Origin of the sequence: Corynebacterium sp. LK2537 (genome assembly GCF_040946485.1) — a bacterium.
Lineage (GTDB): Bacteria > Actinomycetota > Actinomycetes > Mycobacteriales > Mycobacteriaceae > Corynebacterium.
On record NZ_JAYWLQ010000001.1, the window covers coordinates 335,109 to 353,338 of the forward strand.

The 18,230-nt window shown below is 66.9% G+C and carries 17 protein-coding genes; 3 read left to right on the forward strand and 14 right to left on the reverse strand.

Annotated features, from left to right (window positions below; genetic code table 11):
- Window positions 1–63 precede the first annotated feature (63 nt).
- The 4 genes from VVS03_RS01605 to dxr all read right to left on the reverse strand — a co-directional run bounded on the left by VVS03_RS01605 (window position 64) and on the right by dxr (window position 5,735).
- The gene (locus VVS03_RS01605; protein WP_368533884.1) at window positions 64–1,923 is read right to left on the reverse strand and encodes a penicillin-binding transpeptidase domain-containing protein; all 1,860 of its coding nucleotides are present in this window, start codon (window positions 1,921–1,923) and stop codon (window positions 64–66) included.
- A 74-nt stretch (window positions 1,924–1,997) separates the two neighbouring features.
- Complete coding sequence (ispG, locus tag VVS03_RS01610) at window positions 1,998–3,161, reverse strand: flavodoxin-dependent (E)-4-hydroxy-3-methylbut-2-enyl-diphosphate synthase (protein ID WP_070769459.1); 1,164 nt, start codon at window positions 3,159–3,161, stop codon at window positions 1,998–2,000.
- 175 nt (window positions 3,162–3,336) lie between these two features.
- Window positions 3,337–4,545 carry an RIP metalloprotease gene (locus VVS03_RS01615; protein ID WP_368533883.1) on the reverse strand — a complete coding sequence of 403 codons (1,209 nt, stop codon included), beginning with the start codon at window positions 4,543–4,545 and terminating at the stop codon, window positions 3,337–3,339.
- A gap of 23 nt (window positions 4,546–4,568) precedes the next feature.
- Window positions 4,569–5,735 (reverse strand): 1-deoxy-D-xylulose-5-phosphate reductoisomerase, encoded by a 1,167-nt coding sequence (gene dxr / locus VVS03_RS01620; protein ID WP_368519122.1) that lies wholly within the window; start codon window positions 5,733–5,735, stop codon window positions 4,569–4,571.
- Between the two features lie 163 nt (window positions 5,736–5,898).
- On the opposite strand from dxr, the gene VVS03_RS01625 reads away from it, so the two are divergent.
- The gene (locus VVS03_RS01625; RefSeq protein WP_368519121.1) at window positions 5,899–6,363 is read left to right on the forward strand and encodes a DUF2631 domain-containing protein; all 465 of its coding nucleotides are present in this window, start codon (window positions 5,899–5,901) and stop codon (window positions 6,361–6,363) included.
- Between the two features lie 91 nt (window positions 6,364–6,454).
- Here the strand turns inward: VVS03_RS01625 and VVS03_RS01630 are convergent, their stop codons facing one another.
- From VVS03_RS01630 to rlmN, 3 genes are read right to left on the reverse strand one after another with little or no spacing between them, the layout of a single operon-like run.
- Window positions 6,455–8,074, reverse strand: a complete 1,620-nt coding sequence (locus VVS03_RS01630) for a hypothetical protein (RefSeq protein WP_368519120.1) — start codon at window positions 8,072–8,074, stop codon at window positions 6,455–6,457.
- Window positions 8,067–8,873, reverse strand: a complete 807-nt coding sequence (locus tag VVS03_RS01635; protein WP_368533882.1) for an ABC transporter ATP-binding protein — start codon at window positions 8,871–8,873, stop codon at window positions 8,067–8,069. The genes VVS03_RS01630 and VVS03_RS01635 overlap by 8 nt, the downstream gene beginning before the upstream one ends.
- A 43-nt stretch (window positions 8,874–8,916) precedes the next feature.
- Entirely contained in the window at window positions 8,917–10,053 is a 1,137-nt protein-coding gene (rlmN, locus tag VVS03_RS01640; RefSeq protein ID WP_368519118.1) for a 23S rRNA (adenine(2503)-C(2))-methyltransferase RlmN, read from the reverse strand.
- Window positions 10,054–10,157: 104 nt separating this feature from the next.
- Here rlmN and VVS03_RS01645 point away from each other — a divergent pair, with 104 nt between their 5' ends.
- A complete protein-coding gene (locus VVS03_RS01645) occupies window positions 10,158–10,565 on the forward strand; it encodes a lipopolysaccharide assembly LapA domain-containing protein (RefSeq protein WP_368533881.1) in 408 nt (135 codons plus the stop codon).
- Here VVS03_RS01645 and VVS03_RS01650 read toward each other — a convergent pair.
- From VVS03_RS01650 to rpsB, 5 genes are all read right to left on the reverse strand, one after another.
- The gene (locus VVS03_RS01650) at window positions 10,562–11,473 is read right to left on the reverse strand and encodes a phosphatidate cytidylyltransferase (protein ID WP_409338161.1); all 912 of its coding nucleotides are present in this window, start codon (window positions 11,471–11,473) and stop codon (window positions 10,562–10,564) included. The two genes, VVS03_RS01645 and VVS03_RS01650, sit on opposite strands and share 4 nt — an antisense overlap.
- A 104-nt stretch (window positions 11,474–11,577) precedes the next feature.
- The gene (gene frr / locus VVS03_RS01655) at window positions 11,578–12,135 is read right to left on the reverse strand and encodes a ribosome recycling factor (protein WP_368519115.1); all 558 of its coding nucleotides are present in this window, start codon (window positions 12,133–12,135) and stop codon (window positions 11,578–11,580) included.
- Window positions 12,136–12,209: 74 nt separating this feature from the next.
- Window positions 12,210–12,947, reverse strand: a complete 738-nt coding sequence (gene pyrH / locus VVS03_RS01660; protein ID WP_290222259.1) for a UMP kinase — start codon at window positions 12,945–12,947, stop codon at window positions 12,210–12,212.
- A gap of 231 nt (window positions 12,948–13,178) precedes the next feature.
- The gene (tsf, locus tag VVS03_RS01665) at window positions 13,179–13,991 is read right to left on the reverse strand and encodes a translation elongation factor Ts (protein ID WP_368533880.1); all 813 of its coding nucleotides are present in this window, start codon (window positions 13,989–13,991) and stop codon (window positions 13,179–13,181) included.
- 287 nt (window positions 13,992–14,278) lie between these two features.
- Entirely contained in the window at window positions 14,279–15,157 is an 879-nt protein-coding gene (gene rpsB / locus VVS03_RS01670; protein WP_368519113.1) for a 30S ribosomal protein S2, read from the reverse strand.
- A gap of 399 nt (window positions 15,158–15,556) precedes the next feature.
- Between rpsB and VVS03_RS01675 the strand changes: the two genes are divergently transcribed.
- On the forward strand, window positions 15,557–16,069 hold the full coding sequence (locus VVS03_RS01675) for a M23 family metallopeptidase (RefSeq protein ID WP_368533879.1): 513 nt from the start codon (window positions 15,557–15,559) through the stop codon (window positions 16,067–16,069).
- A 9-nt stretch (window positions 16,070–16,078) separates the two neighbouring features.
- Here VVS03_RS01675 and VVS03_RS01680 read toward each other — a convergent pair whose 3' ends face one another.
- Both VVS03_RS01680 and dprA read right to left on the reverse strand, forming a co-directional pair.
- Entirely contained in the window at window positions 16,079–16,975 is an 897-nt protein-coding gene (locus VVS03_RS01680) for a tyrosine recombinase XerC (RefSeq protein WP_368521234.1), read from the reverse strand.
- Window positions 16,976–17,019: 44 nt separating this feature from the next.
- Window positions 17,020–18,216, reverse strand: coding sequence for a DNA-processing protein DprA (gene dprA / locus VVS03_RS01685; RefSeq protein ID WP_368533878.1), 1,197 nt, complete (start codon window positions 18,214–18,216; stop codon window positions 17,020–17,022).
- Window positions 18,217–18,230: the final 14 nt, after the last annotated feature.

The following is an 18,230-nucleotide window of genomic DNA, read 5'->3' on the forward strand; positions in this document are numbered from 1 at the left end:
GTCCCCATGACGCCTGCGCGACCCGCCGGGTTCCGGCGTCGTGGGCGCTGTCGGCGGCGCGCGCTAGTTCTCGGCCGGGGCCGGCGGGGTGTCCGGATCCGGCTCGGCGCGGTACTGGTCCAGTTTCTGGAAGAAGCTGTCCGTCATCGCCACGGAGACCTCCGAGCCGCCGCCCAGGACCACCAGGGTGGCAAAGGCGATATCGTCGTCGGCGCGGTAACCGGTGAACCAGGCGTGCGAGCCCTCGTTGATCTCGGCCTCGCCGGTCTTGCCGTGGATTTCCCCTCCGGCCTGCATGCCGGAGGCCGTACCGTTGGTCACCGTCGCCCGCATCATCTGCCGCAGCTTCTCGATGACCTCCGGGGTGGGACCGTTGACGTCCTCGCTGGCCTTGGTCTCCCGGCCGGCCAGCAGGGTGGGCACCGGTCGCTTGCCGGCCGCCACCGTCGCCGAGACCAGCGCCATACCGAACGGGCTGGCCAGGTCGTGGCCCTGGCCGTAGCCGGCCTCCGTGCGTTCCAGCGGCTCCTCACCCACCGGGACCGAGCCGGTGATGGTGTTTAGCCCCGGCACCTCGTAGTCGATGCCCAGGCCGAAGGACTTGGACATGTCTTTCAGTTCGCCCGGATCCAGCTTGGTGGAGATATCGGCGAAGGTCGTGTTGCACGACTGGGCGAAAGCCCGCTCGAGCGGGACATCGCCCAGCGCGAAGCCGTTGTAGTTGGTCACCACGCGGCCGTAGATATCCATCGTGCCGGGGCACGGCACGATCGTGCTGGGGTCCAGGCCCTGGTGGACAACGCCCGCCCCGGCGGTGATGATCTTGAATACCGAGCCCGGCGGGTACTGGCCCTGCAGGGCCAAATCGCCCTTCTTGTCGGCCTCCGGGGTCTGGGCGACGGCGAGAATCTCGCCCGTCGAGGGGCGCATCGCCACCATCATGGCTTCCTGCCCCGAGCGGGCGTTGACGGCTTCCTGGGCGGCGCGCTGGACGTCGTAGTCGATGCCCACCTTCAGCGCTGGAGCCGGCTCCGGGGCGTGCCGCTCGACGTCGCTGAGCGCCGCGCCGTGCTCGTTGACCACGGCGATACTCCAGCCGTTGTTGCCGTCCACGTCGTCCTGGACCAGGGAACGCACGCGCGACATAATGTCGGGCGCAAAGCCGGGGTCTTTGGTCACCAGCGCCGGTTCCTCGTTGAGCCGGACCGCGTCCACCCCGGCCAGCTCTTCCTGCAGGATCTTGCCGGCCGCCTCGCTGTACATCCCCACCGAATAGGTGCCGGTGTTGTCCTCCAGCGTCTTGGCCAGCTCCTTGGCGTCGATATCGCCGACGGTCTCATCCTCGGCCTGGGCCCGGGAGGCCGCGTCGGAAATCCGCGCGGCCAGGCCGCGGGGCGAGGTGGTCTTCTCCCCGTCCACCAGGAGGCGGAACTCCGTGCCCGGCCTGAGCAGCTCCACCCCGTCCGAGCTGATCACCCCGGCCCGCTCGGCCTCGATGGCGCGCAGCTCCAAGTGCTGGTTCGCCCCCAGCTTGGGATGGATCATCGACGGCTGCCAACGCACGGTCCATTCGTCGTTGGACTTGGTCAGCGCCATCTGGGTGTCGTAATGCAGCTGCCGGTCCCGCGGCAGCGTCCACGTCACCGAGTAATCCACCGTCGCGTAGCCGGGATCGTGGCTGTTGACGCCGGCCAGCTCGAAGTCCACGCCCTCGGCCTGAAGACCGTCGTAGCTTTCCTGGAAGACCTGTTGCGTGGCCGCGGCGTTGTCGACCAGCCCATCCAGGGACTGCGGATCGCCTTCCTCGAGGGCCGTGAAGACCTCCTCGGCGACCGGCTCGACTGAGGGAGGCTTCGGCGTGCAGGCCACTACCCCGCTACTACCTAACGCTGTTACGCACAGCAAAGCCACCGCCTTTTTCATATGTGCAAACATTACTCAAGCGGTGGCTGCGGGCCGTGACCAACACATCTTTCGCGCCGGCCTAGGCCAATTTGTTACTTAGTGACGCGGACCTCGGCCTTGGCGCCCTCGACGGCTTCCATGCCCTCTTCCTCAGCGATGCGCTGAGCTTCCTCGATCAGCGTTTCGACGATCTTGTCCTCCGGCACGGTCTTGATGACCTCGCCCTTGACGAAGATCTGGCCCTTGCCGTTGCCGGAGGCAACGCCCAAGTCGGCATCGCGAGCCTCGCCCGGGCCGTTGACCACGCAGCCCATGACGGCCACGCGCAGCGGGAATTCCATCCCGTCGAGGCCGGCGGTGACCTCTTCGGCCAAGGTGTAGACATCCACCTGGGCGCGGCCACACGACGGGCAGGAGACGATCTCCAGCTTGCGCGGGCGCAGGTTCAGCGACTGCAGGATCTGGTCGCCCACCTTGATCTCTTCCACCGGGTCGGCCGACAGGGACACGCGGATGGTGTCGCCGATGCCCTGGGACAGCAGCGAACCGAAGGCCACCGAGGACTTGATGGTGCCCATGAACTTCGGGCCGGCCTCGGTAACGCCCAGGTGCAGCGGGTAGTCGGTCTGCTCGGCCAGCTGGCGGTAGGCCTCCACCATGAGAACTGGGTCGGAGTGCTTAACGGAGATGGCGATGTCGCCGAAGCCGTGCTCCTCGAACAGGCCGGCCTCCCAGATGGCGGACTCAACCAGAGCCTCCGGGGTGGCCTTACCGTACTTTTCCAGCAGGCGCTTGTCCAGGGAGCCGCCGTTGACGCCGATACGGATCGGGATGCCGGCGTCCCCGGCCGCCTGCGCGACCTCCTTGACGCGGCCGTCGAACTCCTTAATGTTGCCGGGGTTCACGCGCACCGCGGCACAGCCGGCCTCGATGGCCTGGAAGATGTACTTCGGCTGGAAGTGGATGTCCGCGATGACCGGGATCGGCGACTTCTTCGCGATGGCCGGCAGCGCCTCGGCGTCGATGGGCTTCGGGCAGGCCACGCGCACGATGTCGCAGCCGGACGCGGTCAGCTGTGCGATCTGCTGCAGCGTGGCGTTGATGTCGTGCGTTTTGGTGTTGGTCATCGACTGGACCGAGATCGGGTGCTCCGAGCCCACGCCGACGGGGCCGACGGAAAGCTGGCGGGTCTTACGCCGCGGGGCCAGGGTAGGCGGCGGTCCTTCGGGGATGCCGAGACCAATAGAGGTTGACATGCACGCTCCTTGCTTGTCTGATTTGCCGGCCTGTCCTCGCCCCTCCGCGGGTGCCCGCCCGCTGCGGGCCGGCACTTGCGAAGGAAAAGTAGGGACAGGTTGTGCGGTACTACCGATAACGCCCCCACTTTAGCACTGCCGGGCGCGCTCCGACGCCTGCGCTGGGGCGGTCCGGTCAGCCGAAGAGCCGGATGGGGTTGACCACGTCCGCGACGATAATGACCAGACCCACGGCGAGCAGCGCCGCCGCGATCGCATAAGTCACGGGCATGAGCTTGGTGTAGTCCGCCGGGCCAGCGGGTTGCTTGCCGGCCAAACGCCGGAAGAAGTCGCGGATCTTTTCGTAGATGACGACCGCGATGTGGCCGCCGTCAAACGGCGGGAGCGGTATGAGATTGAACAAGGCCAGGAAGAAGTTCAGCGTCGCCAGCATCATGAAAAACGCCGCCCACAGGTCGTTTTCCACCAGCTCACCGCCCACGCGGGAGGCGCCCACGACCGACATCGGGCCCTGCTCGTCGCGCTCGGCGCCGAAGATGGAGGCCACCACTCCCGGGATTTTCGCCGGGAATTGCTTGATGCCCTCGACGGTCGCCTCCAGCATGTTCCAGGAGTAGTGCCAGGTGGCCGGCCACGCCTCCCAGAAGCCGTACTGCCGGACCGTGTCCAGCGGCTGGTTGACCAGCCCGATAGACCCGGCCTCGACCAGCTCGCCCTGCGGGTTCGGGCGCAGGACGGTGTCGAGTGCCACCTCGACGGTGCGGGCCTGGCCGTCGCGCTCGATGCCCAGCTCGACGGTCTCGCCCGGCAGCTGGAGGACCTCGTCGCGCAGGGCCGTGAAATCCGGTACCTCTTCCCCGTTCAGGGTCAGGATGACGTCGCCCGGGCGCACCCCGGCCGCGGCCGCGGGGCCATCCCCCTGGCACGGCTGGATATTCCCGGCGGCATCCGCGTCCGCACTACAGACGGTCTCGCCCACGCGCGGGCGGTAGTCCGCCTTCGGATCCGGCAGGCCCGCGGTCTGGGCGACGATGAAGAGGATCAAAAAGCCCAGGACCAGGTTCACGGCCACGCCGCCGCTGAGCACCGCGATGCGCTGCCACCACGGCTTGGTGTACATTGCATGGGGCTTTTCCTCCTCGGTGAGGAATTCGTCCTGCGGGGTCATGCCCGCAATATCGCAGAAACCGCCGACCGGCAGGACGGCCAGCCCGTATTCGGTATGCCCGCGGGTAAAGCCCACAATCTTGGGCCCGAAGCCGATGAAATAGCGCCGCACCCGCATCCCGAAGGCGCGGGCGGTGAGCATATGCCCCGCCTCGTGCAGGGCGATGGTAATCCCGATGCCCAAGGCGAACAGGACTATCCCCAAGATGTTGGCCATTAACAGTACTGCTTTCTAGCTGGCTAGCGGGCGTAGTAATCCACGCGCTCGTTCGCGCGGGCGCGGGCCTCACGCTCGACCGCGAGGACGTCGTCGACGCTTGAGGGTACACCAGCATAACCCGCGCAGTCACCTACCACTTCGCCCACGATGTCCACGATGCGCGGGAAGTGAATCCGCCCGGCCAAGAAGGCCGCGGCCGCTTCCTCGTTCGCCGCGTTATATACCGCCGGGTGGCTGCCGCCGGTGGTCGCCACTTGGCGGGCCAGCTGCACCGCGGGGAAGGACTCGTCGTCGAGCGGCTCGAATTCCCACGTGTAGGCGTTGCTAAAGTCCAGCGCCGGGGCCGCATCCGGCACGCGGTTCGGCCAGTCGAGGGCGAGGGAGATCGGCAGCTTCATCGACGGCGGGGAGGCCTGCGCCATGGTGCAGCCGTCGACGAAGGTGGCCATCGAGTGCACGATGGACTGCGGGTGCACGGTCACCTCGATGTCGGCGGCGGGCACGTCGAAGAGCAACGTCGCCTCGATAAGCTCCAGCCCCTTGTTGATGAGCGTGGCCGAGTTCAGGGTGTTCATCTGCCCCATCGACCACGTCGGGTGCTGGGCGGCCTGCTGCGGGGTCACCTCCCACATCTGCTCGCGGGTCCAGCCCCGGAACGGCCCGCCCGAGGCGGTCAGCACCAGCGAGCGCAGCTCGCCGCGCCGACCCGCCAGCAGCGCCTGGGCCATGGCGGAGTGCTCCGAATCCACCGGCACGATTTGCCCCTCGCGGGCGGCGTTGGTGACCAGGGCGCCGCCGGCGACCAGGGACTCCTTGTTGGCCAGCGCGAGGTAAGCGCCGGTCTCAATGGCAGCCAGGGTGGCCTTGAGCCCGAGCGAACCGACCAAGGCGTTGAGCACCGTATCCGCGGCGACTGCCCGGGTGAGCTCCTCCGCGGAGTCCGGGCCGGCGATGACCTGCCCGCCCAGCGCCGCCGAGACCTCCGCGGCCGCTTCGGTGTTGGCCACCGCGACGTGGTTAGCCGAAAGGTTGAGTTGCCGGGCCTGTTCGATGATGGCTTGCGGGTCACGGCCTCCGGCGGCGATGCCCACGACCGCGAATTTCTCGGGGTTGGCCCGGATGACTTCCACTGCTTGGGTACCGATAGAGCCGGTAGATCCCAGGATCAGAACGCGCTTAATACTCACCCGTCCTAGAGTAGTAGCTTCCCCGCCCCCGCGCGGCGGGGGTGTTCGATCGCACGGGCCCGCGTCAATGTTCTAAAATAGGGCCCAGATAGTTGGCCTATAGCGCCGTGCCGCGCCCCGGCCTGGGGCGTGGGCTTAAGGCGCACACGCAAAAGGAGTGCACGTGTCTTCCCACAAGTTGGTTCCTGAGGTCCACGGCGGAGTTTCCACCGATGACGTCCCCTCGGCAGAGTTCGGCTGGTCCCGGACCCCGCATACCGGTGTTCAGGTCGCCGGCTGGATCACCGTCCTGATCCTGCTGGGCTACAACTTCGGTAACCACCACGGCCACGTGGAGACCATCTACCTCTTCCTCTTCGCCGCGCTGATCGCCATCGGCCTCATCATCGACCTCTTCCAGCCGAAGATGAAGCAGGTGCGCACCATCACCGCCCGCAACCAGCCGGAGGGCTACCAGGAGCTGGACTGGACCTACGAGCAAAAGACCCTCGGCGGCCCCTACGCCGAGCTGACCGACTCCCAGCTGCGCGCCCTGAACATCGAGCCCTCTCGCGTGTCCCACCTGCGCGTCGGCGAGGCCGTCGAGGCCACCGGCAAGGCCGTTCCGACCGCCCAGGTTGAGCGCTAAAAAGCACTTAACCGCGCAAGACTAAAGCCGCCAGTCCCCTTCCCGGGGCCGGCGGCTTTTTCGTATCCACGGCAGGTGGCCCTTCGCCGCGCTACTTCACGTAGGTGCCAACCTTGGCGTAGATCTCCGGCATCTGCTTATCCACGCGCTTGCCGCAGAGTACCCAGGCCGTCGCGTAAATCGCCGCGGGCAGGGCCACGGTAACCAGCACGCCCAGGCCGGTGAGCAGGGCCGAGGACTGGCTCACCCCGATGGTCATCAGGACGGCGCCGGGGGCGATCGGCAGCCAGCCGGCCAGCAGTACGACGAAGGCGCTAATAAACGCCGCGGCCTGCATGCCGGACTTGTCCGTCCAGGGGTTCGCCCCGGGCGCGGACATGGGATACGGGTTGAAGGTGGTCATCACCATGGACAGCCCGCAGGCCGACAGCAGCAGGCCGAGGGTGGCCACGCCCACGAGCGCGGTCAGCGAAGGATCGGGCTGAATGATAAGCAAGATGACGAAGAGGACGACCGCCGCGATAACGCCCGGGGTGATCATGGCCAGGTGGCGGGCGTAGAGGAAGACCCGCGGGCGCAGCGGCGTCATCATGGTCACCCAGTTGCTGGGCCCGGCGTAGCCGAAATCGTTGGAGGCGCTGATCCCGCCCAAGACCCCCGTAAAGGCCAGGAAGAACAACCCTTCCACCCCGCGGCCGCCGAGGCTCATCACGACGGCGAAGATGATCATTACCGGCAGGAGCAGAAGCGTGGACGACAGCCGCGTATCGCGGATAAAGTACCGGAGCACGCGCTTGTATTCCATCGCCGCCGGGCTGGCATAGGGCAGGCCCGGAAGCCGCAGGGCGCCCACGCCCTGGGCCCGCGTGCCTTCCGAGGCCTGGGGTGCCGACTCGTAGGCCTGGCGGACGCCGCGGGCGGTCTGCCGGCGCCACAGCCACAGCCCCAAGGCCAAAAAGGCCACGGCGGCCAGCAGCTGGCCTAAAGCCTGCGCCCACTGCCCGTTGGCTATCGATGCCGCCCAGCCCATGCCGGCGCCCAACGGCGTCCAGGCGGCGACCTCGCCGAAGCCGACGATGGGCAGGCCGTCGACGCTCAGGTTTTGGACGGCGACGAAGCCGAAAATAACCAGCACGAAGCCGAGTCCGGAAATCATCGACGTCCGCGACTTGCTGGCCCCCATCTCCTTGACCACCAGCTGCGCTGCGCCCGCGATGACCTCGGTCCACACCACCGCCAGCGCGAGCGAGAAGACCTGGCCCAGGACGAAGACCACGATCATCGAGGCGGCGCCGTTTGCCGCCAGGATGAGGGATCCGGCCGCCGCGAAGATGAGCGTGACCGCAGCGGCGATGAAGACGCGGCTGGACCACAGCGCCACCCGCGCGAGCCCGCGCTCGGCCGTGGCGGCGTCGATGGGCAGGCCGCGCAGATCCAGCGGACCGACCTGCCGCTCCCCGGCGGGCATGAAGATGCTGATGACGATCAGCGCCGCCGTGCCCAGGGCGACGGCACCGGTCAGGGCGTGGAAACGCCCCGGCCCTTCGGAGACCTCCAGGCCGACGTTCAGGGTCACGCTGGCCAGGCCAATGAGCGCGTAGAGGGCGAAAAGCGCCACCAGCCAGGTCTGGGACGGGTTGGACTTAAAGCTGCGCGTCCACAGCGTGCGGTGCAGGGAAAACAGCGTGGCGGGCACCGATTTCTTAGTCATCGCGGCCACCCCGCAGCCAGCCCAGGGAGCCCTCGGCCAGGGAGCCGCCGCCGGTCAGCTCGATGAACAGGTCGGTCAGGCTGCGGCCCTGGCGCACGTTATCGACGTGGCCGCAGGTGGCCACCCGCCCGCGGTGGATCACCGCGACGTGATCGCAGAGCCCCTCGACCAGCTCCATCACGTGGGAGGACAAAATCACGGTCTTGCCGCCGGCGACGAACTCCCCCAGGATCGACTGGATAAGCCGGCCGGAGACCGGATCCACCGCCTCCAGGGGCTCGTCTAGCACCAGCACGTCCGGGGCGTGCAGCAGGGCGCCGGCCAGCAGGATCTTCTTGGTCATGCCGGCCGAATAGTCCGCGATGTACTTGGAGCCGGCATCGGCAAGCTGCAGCGCCGCTAGCAGCTCCTCGGAGCGGCTGGCCACCACGGATTCGTCCATCCCCCGCAGCGCGCCCAGGTAGTAGAGGTACTCCGGACCGCTCAGGCGATCAAAAACCGGGGCGCCGTCCATGAGCAGCCCGACGCGGGCGACCGCTTGGTTGTGCTCGGTCCACACGTCGTGGCCGGCCAGGTAGGCCTGCCCGGCGTCGGGCCGCACGAGCCCGCAGGCCATGGTCAGCATGGTGGTCTTGCCGGCGCCGTTGGGGCCCACGATGCCGTAAAGCGAACCGCGCGGGATGTCCAGGCTGAGGTTGTCCACGGCCGGGGTGCCGGAAAAAGCTTTACTCAGGCCCCGCACCGCGAAGGCCTGAGTGGTCGGATCAGCGGCGAGCTGGGGAAAGTTGGGCTGCGTCATGCCCGCCAGATTATCAGCTGGCTATCCCGCCCGCCGGCTAAAACTAAACGCCGGCGGGCTCCTTGGCGTCGGCGGAATCCTCGTCCCGCTCCTCGGCGGCCAGCTGGCCGCAGGCCGCGGCGATTTCCTGGCCCTTGGTGTCGCGCACCGTGCACGGCACGCCCTGGGCCTGGACGCGGCGGACGAACTCGTCCTGGCGCGCCTTCGGGGCCGCGTCCCACTCCGAGCCCGGCGTCGGATTCAGCGGGATGACGTTGACGTGGACCTTGGAGCCCAACGCCTGGTGCAGCTTGCGCCCCAGCATGTCGGCGCGGAAGTCCTGGTCGTTCTTGTCGCGGATGAGCGCGTACTCGATGGACACGCGCCGCGAGGTCTTTTCCACGTAGTAGCGCGCGGCGTCCAAGACTTCCTCGACCGACCAGCGGTTGTTGATCGGCACCAGGGTGTCGCGCAGCTCGTCGTCCGGGGTGTGCAGGGAGACGGCCAGGGTGCAGGAGAGGTCCTCGTCCGCCAGCTTGCGGATGGCCGGGGCCACGCCGACGGTGGAGACGGTCACGTTGCGCATGGACATGCCGAAGCCGAAGGGCGCGGGCGCGGTGATCTGGCGCACCGCCTGCACGACGCGCTTGTAGTTGGCCAGCGGCTCCCCCATGCCCATAAAGACGATGTTGGACAGGCGGCCACCCTCCGCGGCCATCTCCTTCGCCGCGTTACGGACCTGCTCGACGATCTCCGCGGTGGACAGGTTGCGGTCCAGCCCGCCCTGGCCGGTCGCGCAGAACGGGCAGGCCATGCCGCAGCCGGCTTGGGAGGAGATGCACAGGGTCGCGCGCCCCGGGTAGCGCATCAGTACCGACTCCAGCAGGGTCCCGTCGTGCAGGCGCCACAGGGACTTGGTGGTCTCCCCGTCGTCCGTGCCCGAGTGCTTGATCGGGGTCATCAGCTCCGGGAAGAGCGCGTCCTGGATGTCCTGGCGGGCGCTAGCCGGGACGTCGGTCATGTCCTCGACGTTGTTGGTGTAGTGGACGTAGTAGTGCTGGGCCAGCTGCTTCGCGCGGAACTTCGGCAGGCCGAGTTCCGCGAGCTTGGCTACGCGTTCTTCGTGGGAAAGGTCGGCGAAGTGCTTCGGCGGCAGACCACGCCGCGGGGCCGAGAAGTTAAGTTTCACAGACTGTGCCATAATGCCTCCCATTTTGGCACGTCTGCGGGCCAAGTGCCCAATCTAACGGCGCCCACGCGGCCCAGAAGTGGCGCAACCAACCCGCGACACGTTTAAATATTTATATGACACATTCCCGAAACGCAGAACCGGATTACACCGACGCCTACGATGGCGCCGGCTCGACGCACCCCCAGTCCCCCGCCACCACCGGAGGAGGTGCCGACTCCGGCGCCCTGGAGACCACCCCGGCCACCGACGAGAAGCCGCAGGGCAAGGGCAAGGTCTCCGGTTCCTTCGCCGCCTCCACCTGGGTGGCTCTCATCATCGGCTTCCTGTTGCTTATCCTGCTCATCGTCTTCATCATGCAGAACCAGCAGTCCGTGCCGGTCAACTTCCTGGGCTGGAGCGGTGACTTCCCCGCCGGCATCGCCTTCTTGTTGTTTGCTATCGCCGGCGCGCTGATTATGGCGTGCGTCGGCGGCTGGCGCATGTTCGAGCTGCGCCGCCAGGTCAAGCGCGCCGGCCGCTAGGTCGCCAGGTAGGACATCGCGACCCAGGTGACCATGGCGGACGGCAGCATGCCGTCGAGCCGGTCCATCAGGCCGCCGTGGCCGGGCAGGATGGCGGACATGTCCTTGATGCCCAGCTCGCGCTTGAACTGGGACTCCACCAGGTCGCCCAGGGTCGCGCAGAAGACCAGCCCCACGCCCATGATCGCGCCGATCCAGGCGTCGGTGTGGAGCAAGAATTTCACGCTCAGGGCACCGGCGACGGTGCCGAACAGGATGGAACCGGCGAATCCTTCCCAGGACTTTTTGGGGCTTACGGCCGGGGCCATCGGGTGCGAACCGAACATCACGCCCGCGATATAGCCGCCGGTATCCGAGGCCACCACGCACAACATGAAGGTCAAAATGGAGGCCGAGCCGCTGGCCAGCGGGGTTTCCACCCGCGAGAGCATGGCGGCAAAGGTGCCGAAGAGGGGGATCCAGGTCAGCACGAAGATGCCGACCGACATGTCCCGCATGTAGTGGATCGGCGGTCGGTGCCGACCGTTGTGAAACAGACGGCCGAACATCAGCGCCAGCACCGCGGTCACGTAGACCGCCACCAAACCGCCGGCCTCCGCGAGCCAGGAAATCCAGACCATGGCCTGCCCGCCGATGATCATCAGCGTGCGCGGCAGGTGGTAGGAATGCTCCCGCAGGCGGGTAAGCACCTCCCACATGGCCACGCCGACGGCGACGGAGACCACCGGGTACCACGCGAGCGGGCCAACCCACACCGCGAAGATAACCAACGCCCCGAGGGCGACCCCCACGCCGATGGCGGCCGAGAGGTTGCGTCCCGCGCCGTTCTTCGGCTTCGGCAGGTGGCGCCGAGCAGGCGCCGCCTGGGCGGGCGCGGGATCGGACGAAGCGGGATTGGTCACTGGCATTCCTTCAATCGGCAAAGAAGTATCGAAAGGGCAATAAAACTTGGCCCCCGCGGCAGGCTATTGCGTGACGCGGCGGCACCCTACTCATCTCGTTCGAGCGGAGGCTAGACCTCCATCAACTCGTTTTCCTTGTTGTCGACGAGCTGATCGACCTGCTCGATGTAGCCGGAGGTGATCTTTTCCATCTCCTTCTCGGCGGCCACGACCTCGTCCTCGCCGGCGTCGCCGTCCTTCTGCAGCTTCTTCAGCGACTCCATGGCCTTCCGGCGGATGTTACGGATGGCGATCTTGCCGTCCTCACCCTTGGACTTGGCCAGCTTGACCATTTCCTTACGACGCTCCTCGGTCAGCTGCGGCACGGTAACGCGCAGCACGTGGCCGTCGTTAGTGGGGTTAACGCCCAGGTCGGAGTTGCGGATGGCGTTTTCGATCTCGCCAATCATGGACTGCTCGTAGGGCTTGATGAGCAGCATGCGCGGCTCCGGGACCGACACGGTAGCCATCTGGGTGATGGGCGTCGGGGCGCCGTAGTACTCCGCGACCAGACCGTTAAACATGGCCGGGTTAGCGCGGCCGGTTCGGATGGTCACCAGCTGCTCGCGGGTGTGCTCCACCGAGGCGGCCATGTGCTCTTCCGCACTGAGTTGAATATCGTCGATCATGAGTTAACGTTTCTCCCTTGAAATATCGAAACTAGCTGGGAAAAACCCTAGCAGGTTTAGCGCTTCTTTTGCTATTAGGACTGGACCAGAGTGCCGATCTGTTCGCCCGCCACGGCGCGGGCGATGTTGCCCTCCTCTAGCAGGTTGAAGACCAGGATCGGCATGTTGTTGTCCATGCACAGGCTGAAGGCGGTCGCGTCCGCGACCTTGAGGCCCTTTTCGATGACTTCCTTCGGGGTGATCTCGCTGTAGAGCTCCGCGTCGGGGTTGGTGCGCGGGTCGTCGGAGTAGACGCCGTCGACAGCCTTAGCGAGGAAGAGGACCTCCGCGCCAATCTCCAGCGCGCGCTGCGCCGCCGTGGTGTCCGTGGAGAAGTATGGCATGCCCATGCCGGCGCCGAAGATGACCACGCGGCCCTTTTCCAGGTGGCGCTCGGCGCGCAGCGGCAGGTAGGGCTCCGCGATCTGCGCCATGTTGATGGAGGTCTGCACGCGGCAGTCGACACCCAGCTGCTTCAGGAAGTCCTGCAGCGCCAGCGAGTTCATCACGGTGCCCAGCATGCCCATGTAGTCGGAGCGGGCGCGGTCCATACCGCGCTGGGACAGCTCGGCGCCGCGGAAGAAGTTGCCGCCGCCGATGACGACGGCGATCTCCGTGCCGTTGTTCGCCACCTCAGCGATCTGCCGGGCCACGTTTTCGACCACGTCCGGGTCGATGCCCACTTTGCCGCCGCCGAACATCTCGCCGCCGAGCTTGAGCATTACGCGCTTGTAGCCGGTCCTGTTTGTGCCTTCTGGGGTGGTTTCAGGCATGTCGTCTCCTTTGCCATGGAACGTAAAACAAGGTTTCTTTCGTTTCGACTTATCGTCTAAACGCGAGTCGAATTCATTCTACCCACTCCAGTGGCCTGCTTCCCCATGCCCCGCCCCGCCGCGCACGGGCCTGCCCGAAGATACGACAAACCCCAGGCAAGCTCTCCCGGGTGGGAGGAGCTTGCCTGGGGCAAAAGCGCGCGCACCTAGTGCGCTAGGGCTGGGGCCTTATTAGGCGCCGACCTCGTAGCGGACGAAGCCGGTGATGGTGGTGCCGGCTTCCTCAGCGACCTGCTTGACGGTCTTCTTGTTGTCGGAGACCGAAGCCTGCTCCAGCAGGACAACGGACTTGAAGAAGCCGTTCAGGCGGCCTTCCACGATCTTCGGCAGGGCAGCCTCCGGCTTGCCCTCCTCACGGGTGGTGGCCTCCGCGATGGAGCGCTCCTTCTCCACGATCTCGGAAGGAACTTCCTCGCGGGTCAGGTACTCAGCGTTCATAGCGGCGATCTGCAGAGCGACGGCGTGTGCGCCCTCGGCGTTGCCCTCGTAGGCAACCAGCACGCCCACTGCCGGCGGCAGGTCGGCGGAGCGCTGGTGCAGGTAGGTAGCGACGTTGTCGCCCTCGATGGTCACGGCGCGACGAGCCTGCAGCTTCTCACCGATCTTGGCGGACTCTTCGTCGATCAGGGTGGAGACAGCCTTGCCGTCGATCTCGACAGCGTTGAGCTCCTCGGTGGAGTTAGCCTTTGCGGCAGCGGCAGCCTCGGCGATCTTGGCGGCGAAAGCCTTGAAGTCCTCGTTCTTCGCCACGAAGTCGGTCTCGCAGTTAATCTCGACCATGGTGTTGCCGGACACGGCCACGAGGCCCTCAGTAGCTTCGCGGTCTGCGCGCTTGGAGACGGACTTAGCGCCCTTGATGCGCAGCAGCTCGACGGCCTTGTCGTAGTCGCCGCCAGCTTCCTCGAGTGCCTTCTTGCAGTCGAGCATGCCGGAACCGGTTGCCTCGCGCAGTGCCTTAACGTCTGCAGCAGTGTAGTTCGCCATAATTCGGGCGATCCTCCTTGTGTAAAAAACGATGTTCGATGCACAAGCGTAGCCGATTAGCTCAGGTGCCGCCGGCGTAGGGTGGCCTTTTACACTCCCCAAGCCGGACTAGGGCCCGCTTGTCCTAAAGCTTCAGTGCTCATGCCGCTTGCCTCGACGCTCACCGCGCGCACGGCGGGTGGTGTTTTAGCCAAGGCAAGCGTCCACCAGCATACGCTACAGCAAACCCCCGAGCCCACCGTTTCCGCGGGGCGCGGGGGTAACTGTTGGATTAGCCTTTTAGGGGCTTAGTTGCCGGCCGGCTGCTGGCCTTCCGGCTTCTGGACCTCGCCCTCAACCTTGAGTGCGTCGTCCGGGGACTGCTCAGCCTCGGTAGCCGAAGCCGGGTCGGAAGCGGCGGCGGCCTCAGCGGCGTCGCGCTGCTCCTTGGAGGCGGAGTCACCGGCGGCTTCCTTAGCGGCGGCCAGCTGGCGCTCTTCGCGAGCCTTGCGGCCCTCCTCAACTGCGGTGGCAACGATGCCGGTCAGCAGCTTGGTGGAGCGGATGGCGTCGTCGTTGCCCGGGATCGGGTAGTCGACGTCGTCCGGGTCGCAGTTGGTATCCAGGATGGCAACCACCGGGATGTTGAGCTTGTGAGCTTCCTTGACTGCGATGTGCTCCTTGTTGGTGTCCACGATCCACAGTGCGGACGGAGCCTTGGTCATGTCGGAGATGCCGCCCAGGACGCGCTCCAGCTTGGTGCGCTCGCGGTTGAGCATCAGGACTTCCTTCTTGGTGCGGCCCTTGTAGCCGTCCTCAGCCGCGTCCATGGCCTGAAGCTCCTTCATGCGCTTCAGACGCTTGGCAACGGTCTGGAAGTTGGTGAGCATGCCGCCCAGCCAGCGGTGGTTGACGTACGGCATACCAACGCGCTCGGCCTCTTCGGCGACAGCTTCCTGAGCCTGCTTCTTGGTGCCCACGAAAAGAATGGTGCCGCCGTGTGCGACGGTCTCCTTGACGAACTCGAAGGCCTCATCGATGTAGGTCAGGGTCTGCTGCAGGTCAATGATGTAGATGCCGTTACGGTCGGTGAAGATGTGACGGCGCATTTTCGGATTCCAGCGACGGGTCTGGTGGCCGAAGTGCACACCAGCGTCGAGGAGCTCGCGCATGGTTACGACTGCCATGTTTCGCTCGCTTTCCTAGTTCGGTTTTGGTTTTGGACAAAATATTCGTGCGGGTTTTTATCCCGCACCCTGGCTACGAAGGCCGTGGCCAACACCTCGCTTTAACCGCGGGGACCGCGTTGGCCGCGACTGCTGCGCACCTTCTAGCAGGAGGCAGCGGCTTCGCCGCGCGTAGTCAGCACGCCGCGCGCGTGGAAAAGATGAAAAAGCTCAGGCACGCACACAAGACATACTGCTGCGCTCAATAATAGCCGCAAAACCTGGTCGCGCCAAAACATAAGCGTGCCTGTGGATAACCCCGTGTTGACGAGTCAACCACTTCGGCCGATTTCGGCGAGTTATCCACAGGCGGCGCTGCGGCCCCTTTCCCCACGGCGACCACCCGGTCACAGTGAAGGCATGACTTTAAAACGAATTGTTCCCCGTATCCTGTCCGCCTGCTGTTCGACCACCCTGTTCCTGTTCTTGCTCGCTCCCCCGGCCGCCGTGGCCTACGTCGATCCCGTCTCCGGTTCCCCCACCCCGGGCCAAGTTCTGCGCGGCTTCGATCCGCCGGCGCAGCGCTGGCTCGCCGGCCACCGCGGCGTGGACTTGGCGCTCACGGTTGGCTCCCCGGTCCGCGCGGCCGACGACGGCCACGTCGCCTTCGCCGGGGTGGTTGCCGGAAAACCGGTGGTCTCCATCGATCACGCGAATGGCATCCGCACCACCTACGAGCCCGTCCACGCCCGGGTCAGCCGCGGCGAGGCCGTCGCCGCCGGCCAGGTCATCGGCACGCTGGGCCACCCGCACGACGACAAGCCCGGCCTGCACTGGGGTGCCCGGCGCGGCGCGGAAGACTACCTCGACCCACTCAGCCTGTTGGGCAGCCCGGTCATCCGCCTCAAGCCGCTGGCATCCGCGACCTCCTAGGCCGGTTTTCTACGCCCGCGGGTGCGCCTGGCGGTAGACCTCCTGCAGGCGCTGCGCGGAGACGTGCGTGTAGACCTGCGTGGTCTGCAGCGAGGAGTGCCCTAAAAGTTCCTGGACCACGCGCAGATCCGCCCCGCCCTCGAGCAAGTGCGTCGCCGCCGAGTGCCGCAGCCCGTGCGGGGAGAGATCCGGCGTGCCGGTCACGGCCCCGGCGCGCTCGACGATGCGCCGGACCTGCCGCACATCAATCCGCTTGCCCCGCACACCGACGAACAGGGCGTCTTCGACGGCGGCCATGCGGGGGCGGGCATCGTCGAGCCAGTGCGCCAGGGCATCGGCGGCCGCGTGCCCGAAGGGCACCACCCGCTGCTTGTTGCCCTTACCCGTGACCCGGGCGGTGCCCCGGGCGAGATCGACGTCGTCGCAGTCGAGCCCGGCCAGCTCCGCCACGCGCATGCCGGTCGCGTACAAAAGCTCCAGGATGGCGCTGTCGCGGGCGAATTCCTCCTCGTTGTGGGAGACCGCGTTGCCGACCAGCTCGCCGGCCTGGGTCGTGCCCAGCACGGTCGGCAGGTGCTTGTCCACCTTGGGGCTGACCAGCCGGGCGGCCACGTCGGCGTCCAGGTAGCCCTGGCGCTGCGCCCACGTGGAAAAGGCGCGCACCGCCGCGGTGCGCCGCGCCAGGGTGGAGCGGGCCTTGCCCTGGCTGACCGCCTCCGCCAGCCACGCGCGCAGCGCGTTGAGGCGAAACTCCGCGAAGGTGCCCACCGTCCGGGACAGGTCAAGCAAGTCGGAACGGTAGCCGCGCACGGTCGCCGCCGACTTGCCCTCGACCAGCCGCTGGTGCTCGGCGAAGTCCTCGATCGCCTCGGCCAGCTGGCCGGCGGGGCGGGGCGTGGTAGTCATGCCCCACAGTCTAGTCCGCGGGTGGTCAGGCCTGCGGGAAGCTCCTAATACCCGTCTGCCAGACCGTCGCGGACCCACAGGTTGCCCTGGCGGCGCACCAGCTGCTGCTTTTCCAGCGCGACCAGCAGGTGGATGGCCAGCGGCAGCCGCATCCCAGCCTCGCGGGCGATGTCCTGGGCGCGGGCTCCCTCGGCCCGGTCGCTGGGCGGGACGGCGTCATAGACGCGCAGCTCGTTGCGCGACAGGCGCTGGGTGGGGCTGGCCGCGAAGTCCAGCTCGAACTGCTCGCCCGCGTCCACCTGGCCCACCGGGCTGATAAGCTCCCGGATCTGCTCCGCGTTCGCCACCAGCTGGGCGCGTTGTTCCTGGATGCGCAGGTGGCAGCCCACGGATCCGCGCCCGGTAATCGGCCCCGGTACGGCCATGACGACCTTGCCAAGCGCCTCCGCCCAGTTGGCGGTGTTGAGCGCCCCGGAGCGAAACGATGCCTCCACCACCACGGTCCCCGCGGTCAGCGCGGCCACCAGGCGGTTACGCGTGAGGAAGCGGTGGCGCTGCGGCGTGGTGCCCGGCGGGTATTCGCTGACCATGACGCCGCGCGCGGCGATGGCGTTAAACAGCGGCTCGTTGCGCGCCGGGTACGGGTAATCGATGCCGCACGCGGCCACCGCCACCGTCAATCCGCCGCTGTCGAGGGCCTGCTGGTGGGCGGTGGTATCGATGCCGAGCGCCCCGCCGGAGACCACCGTGACGTGGTGCTGGCACAGGTCGCGGGCCAAAAGCTGCGTCGCCTCGTAGCCATACCGGCTCATCGCCCGGGTGCCAACTAAGGCCACGGATTCTTGCACGGCCTGCCGCAGGCTGCCGCCGCGTACCCACAGCGAGTGCGGAGCCACAGCCTCCGCGTCGAAGCTGGCCGGGGCCTCCCCCGCCGCTTGGCCGAAAAAGCCGAAGGCTCTCGCGAACTCATCGCGGGGCCATTCCGGGTCCCCGGGTGTTATCAGCCGGGCGCCGACGCTACGGGCGGCCGCTAGGTCCTCGTCCTGGCGCAGCCAATCGCGCCGGCTGGCGGTCTGGCGCAGCAGCGGGCCTACCCAGTCCCGGGCGTGGTAGACGCCGTGGGCGACCTCGTCGACCGGGTACTCGGCCAGCAGCGCGGCCAGGTGCCACGACGGGCCCTCTACCACCCGGTTCAGGTAAACCCAGGCGTCGAGCTCGGTGCGCAAGTGAAATTCGGACATAAAAGTTTTCCTCC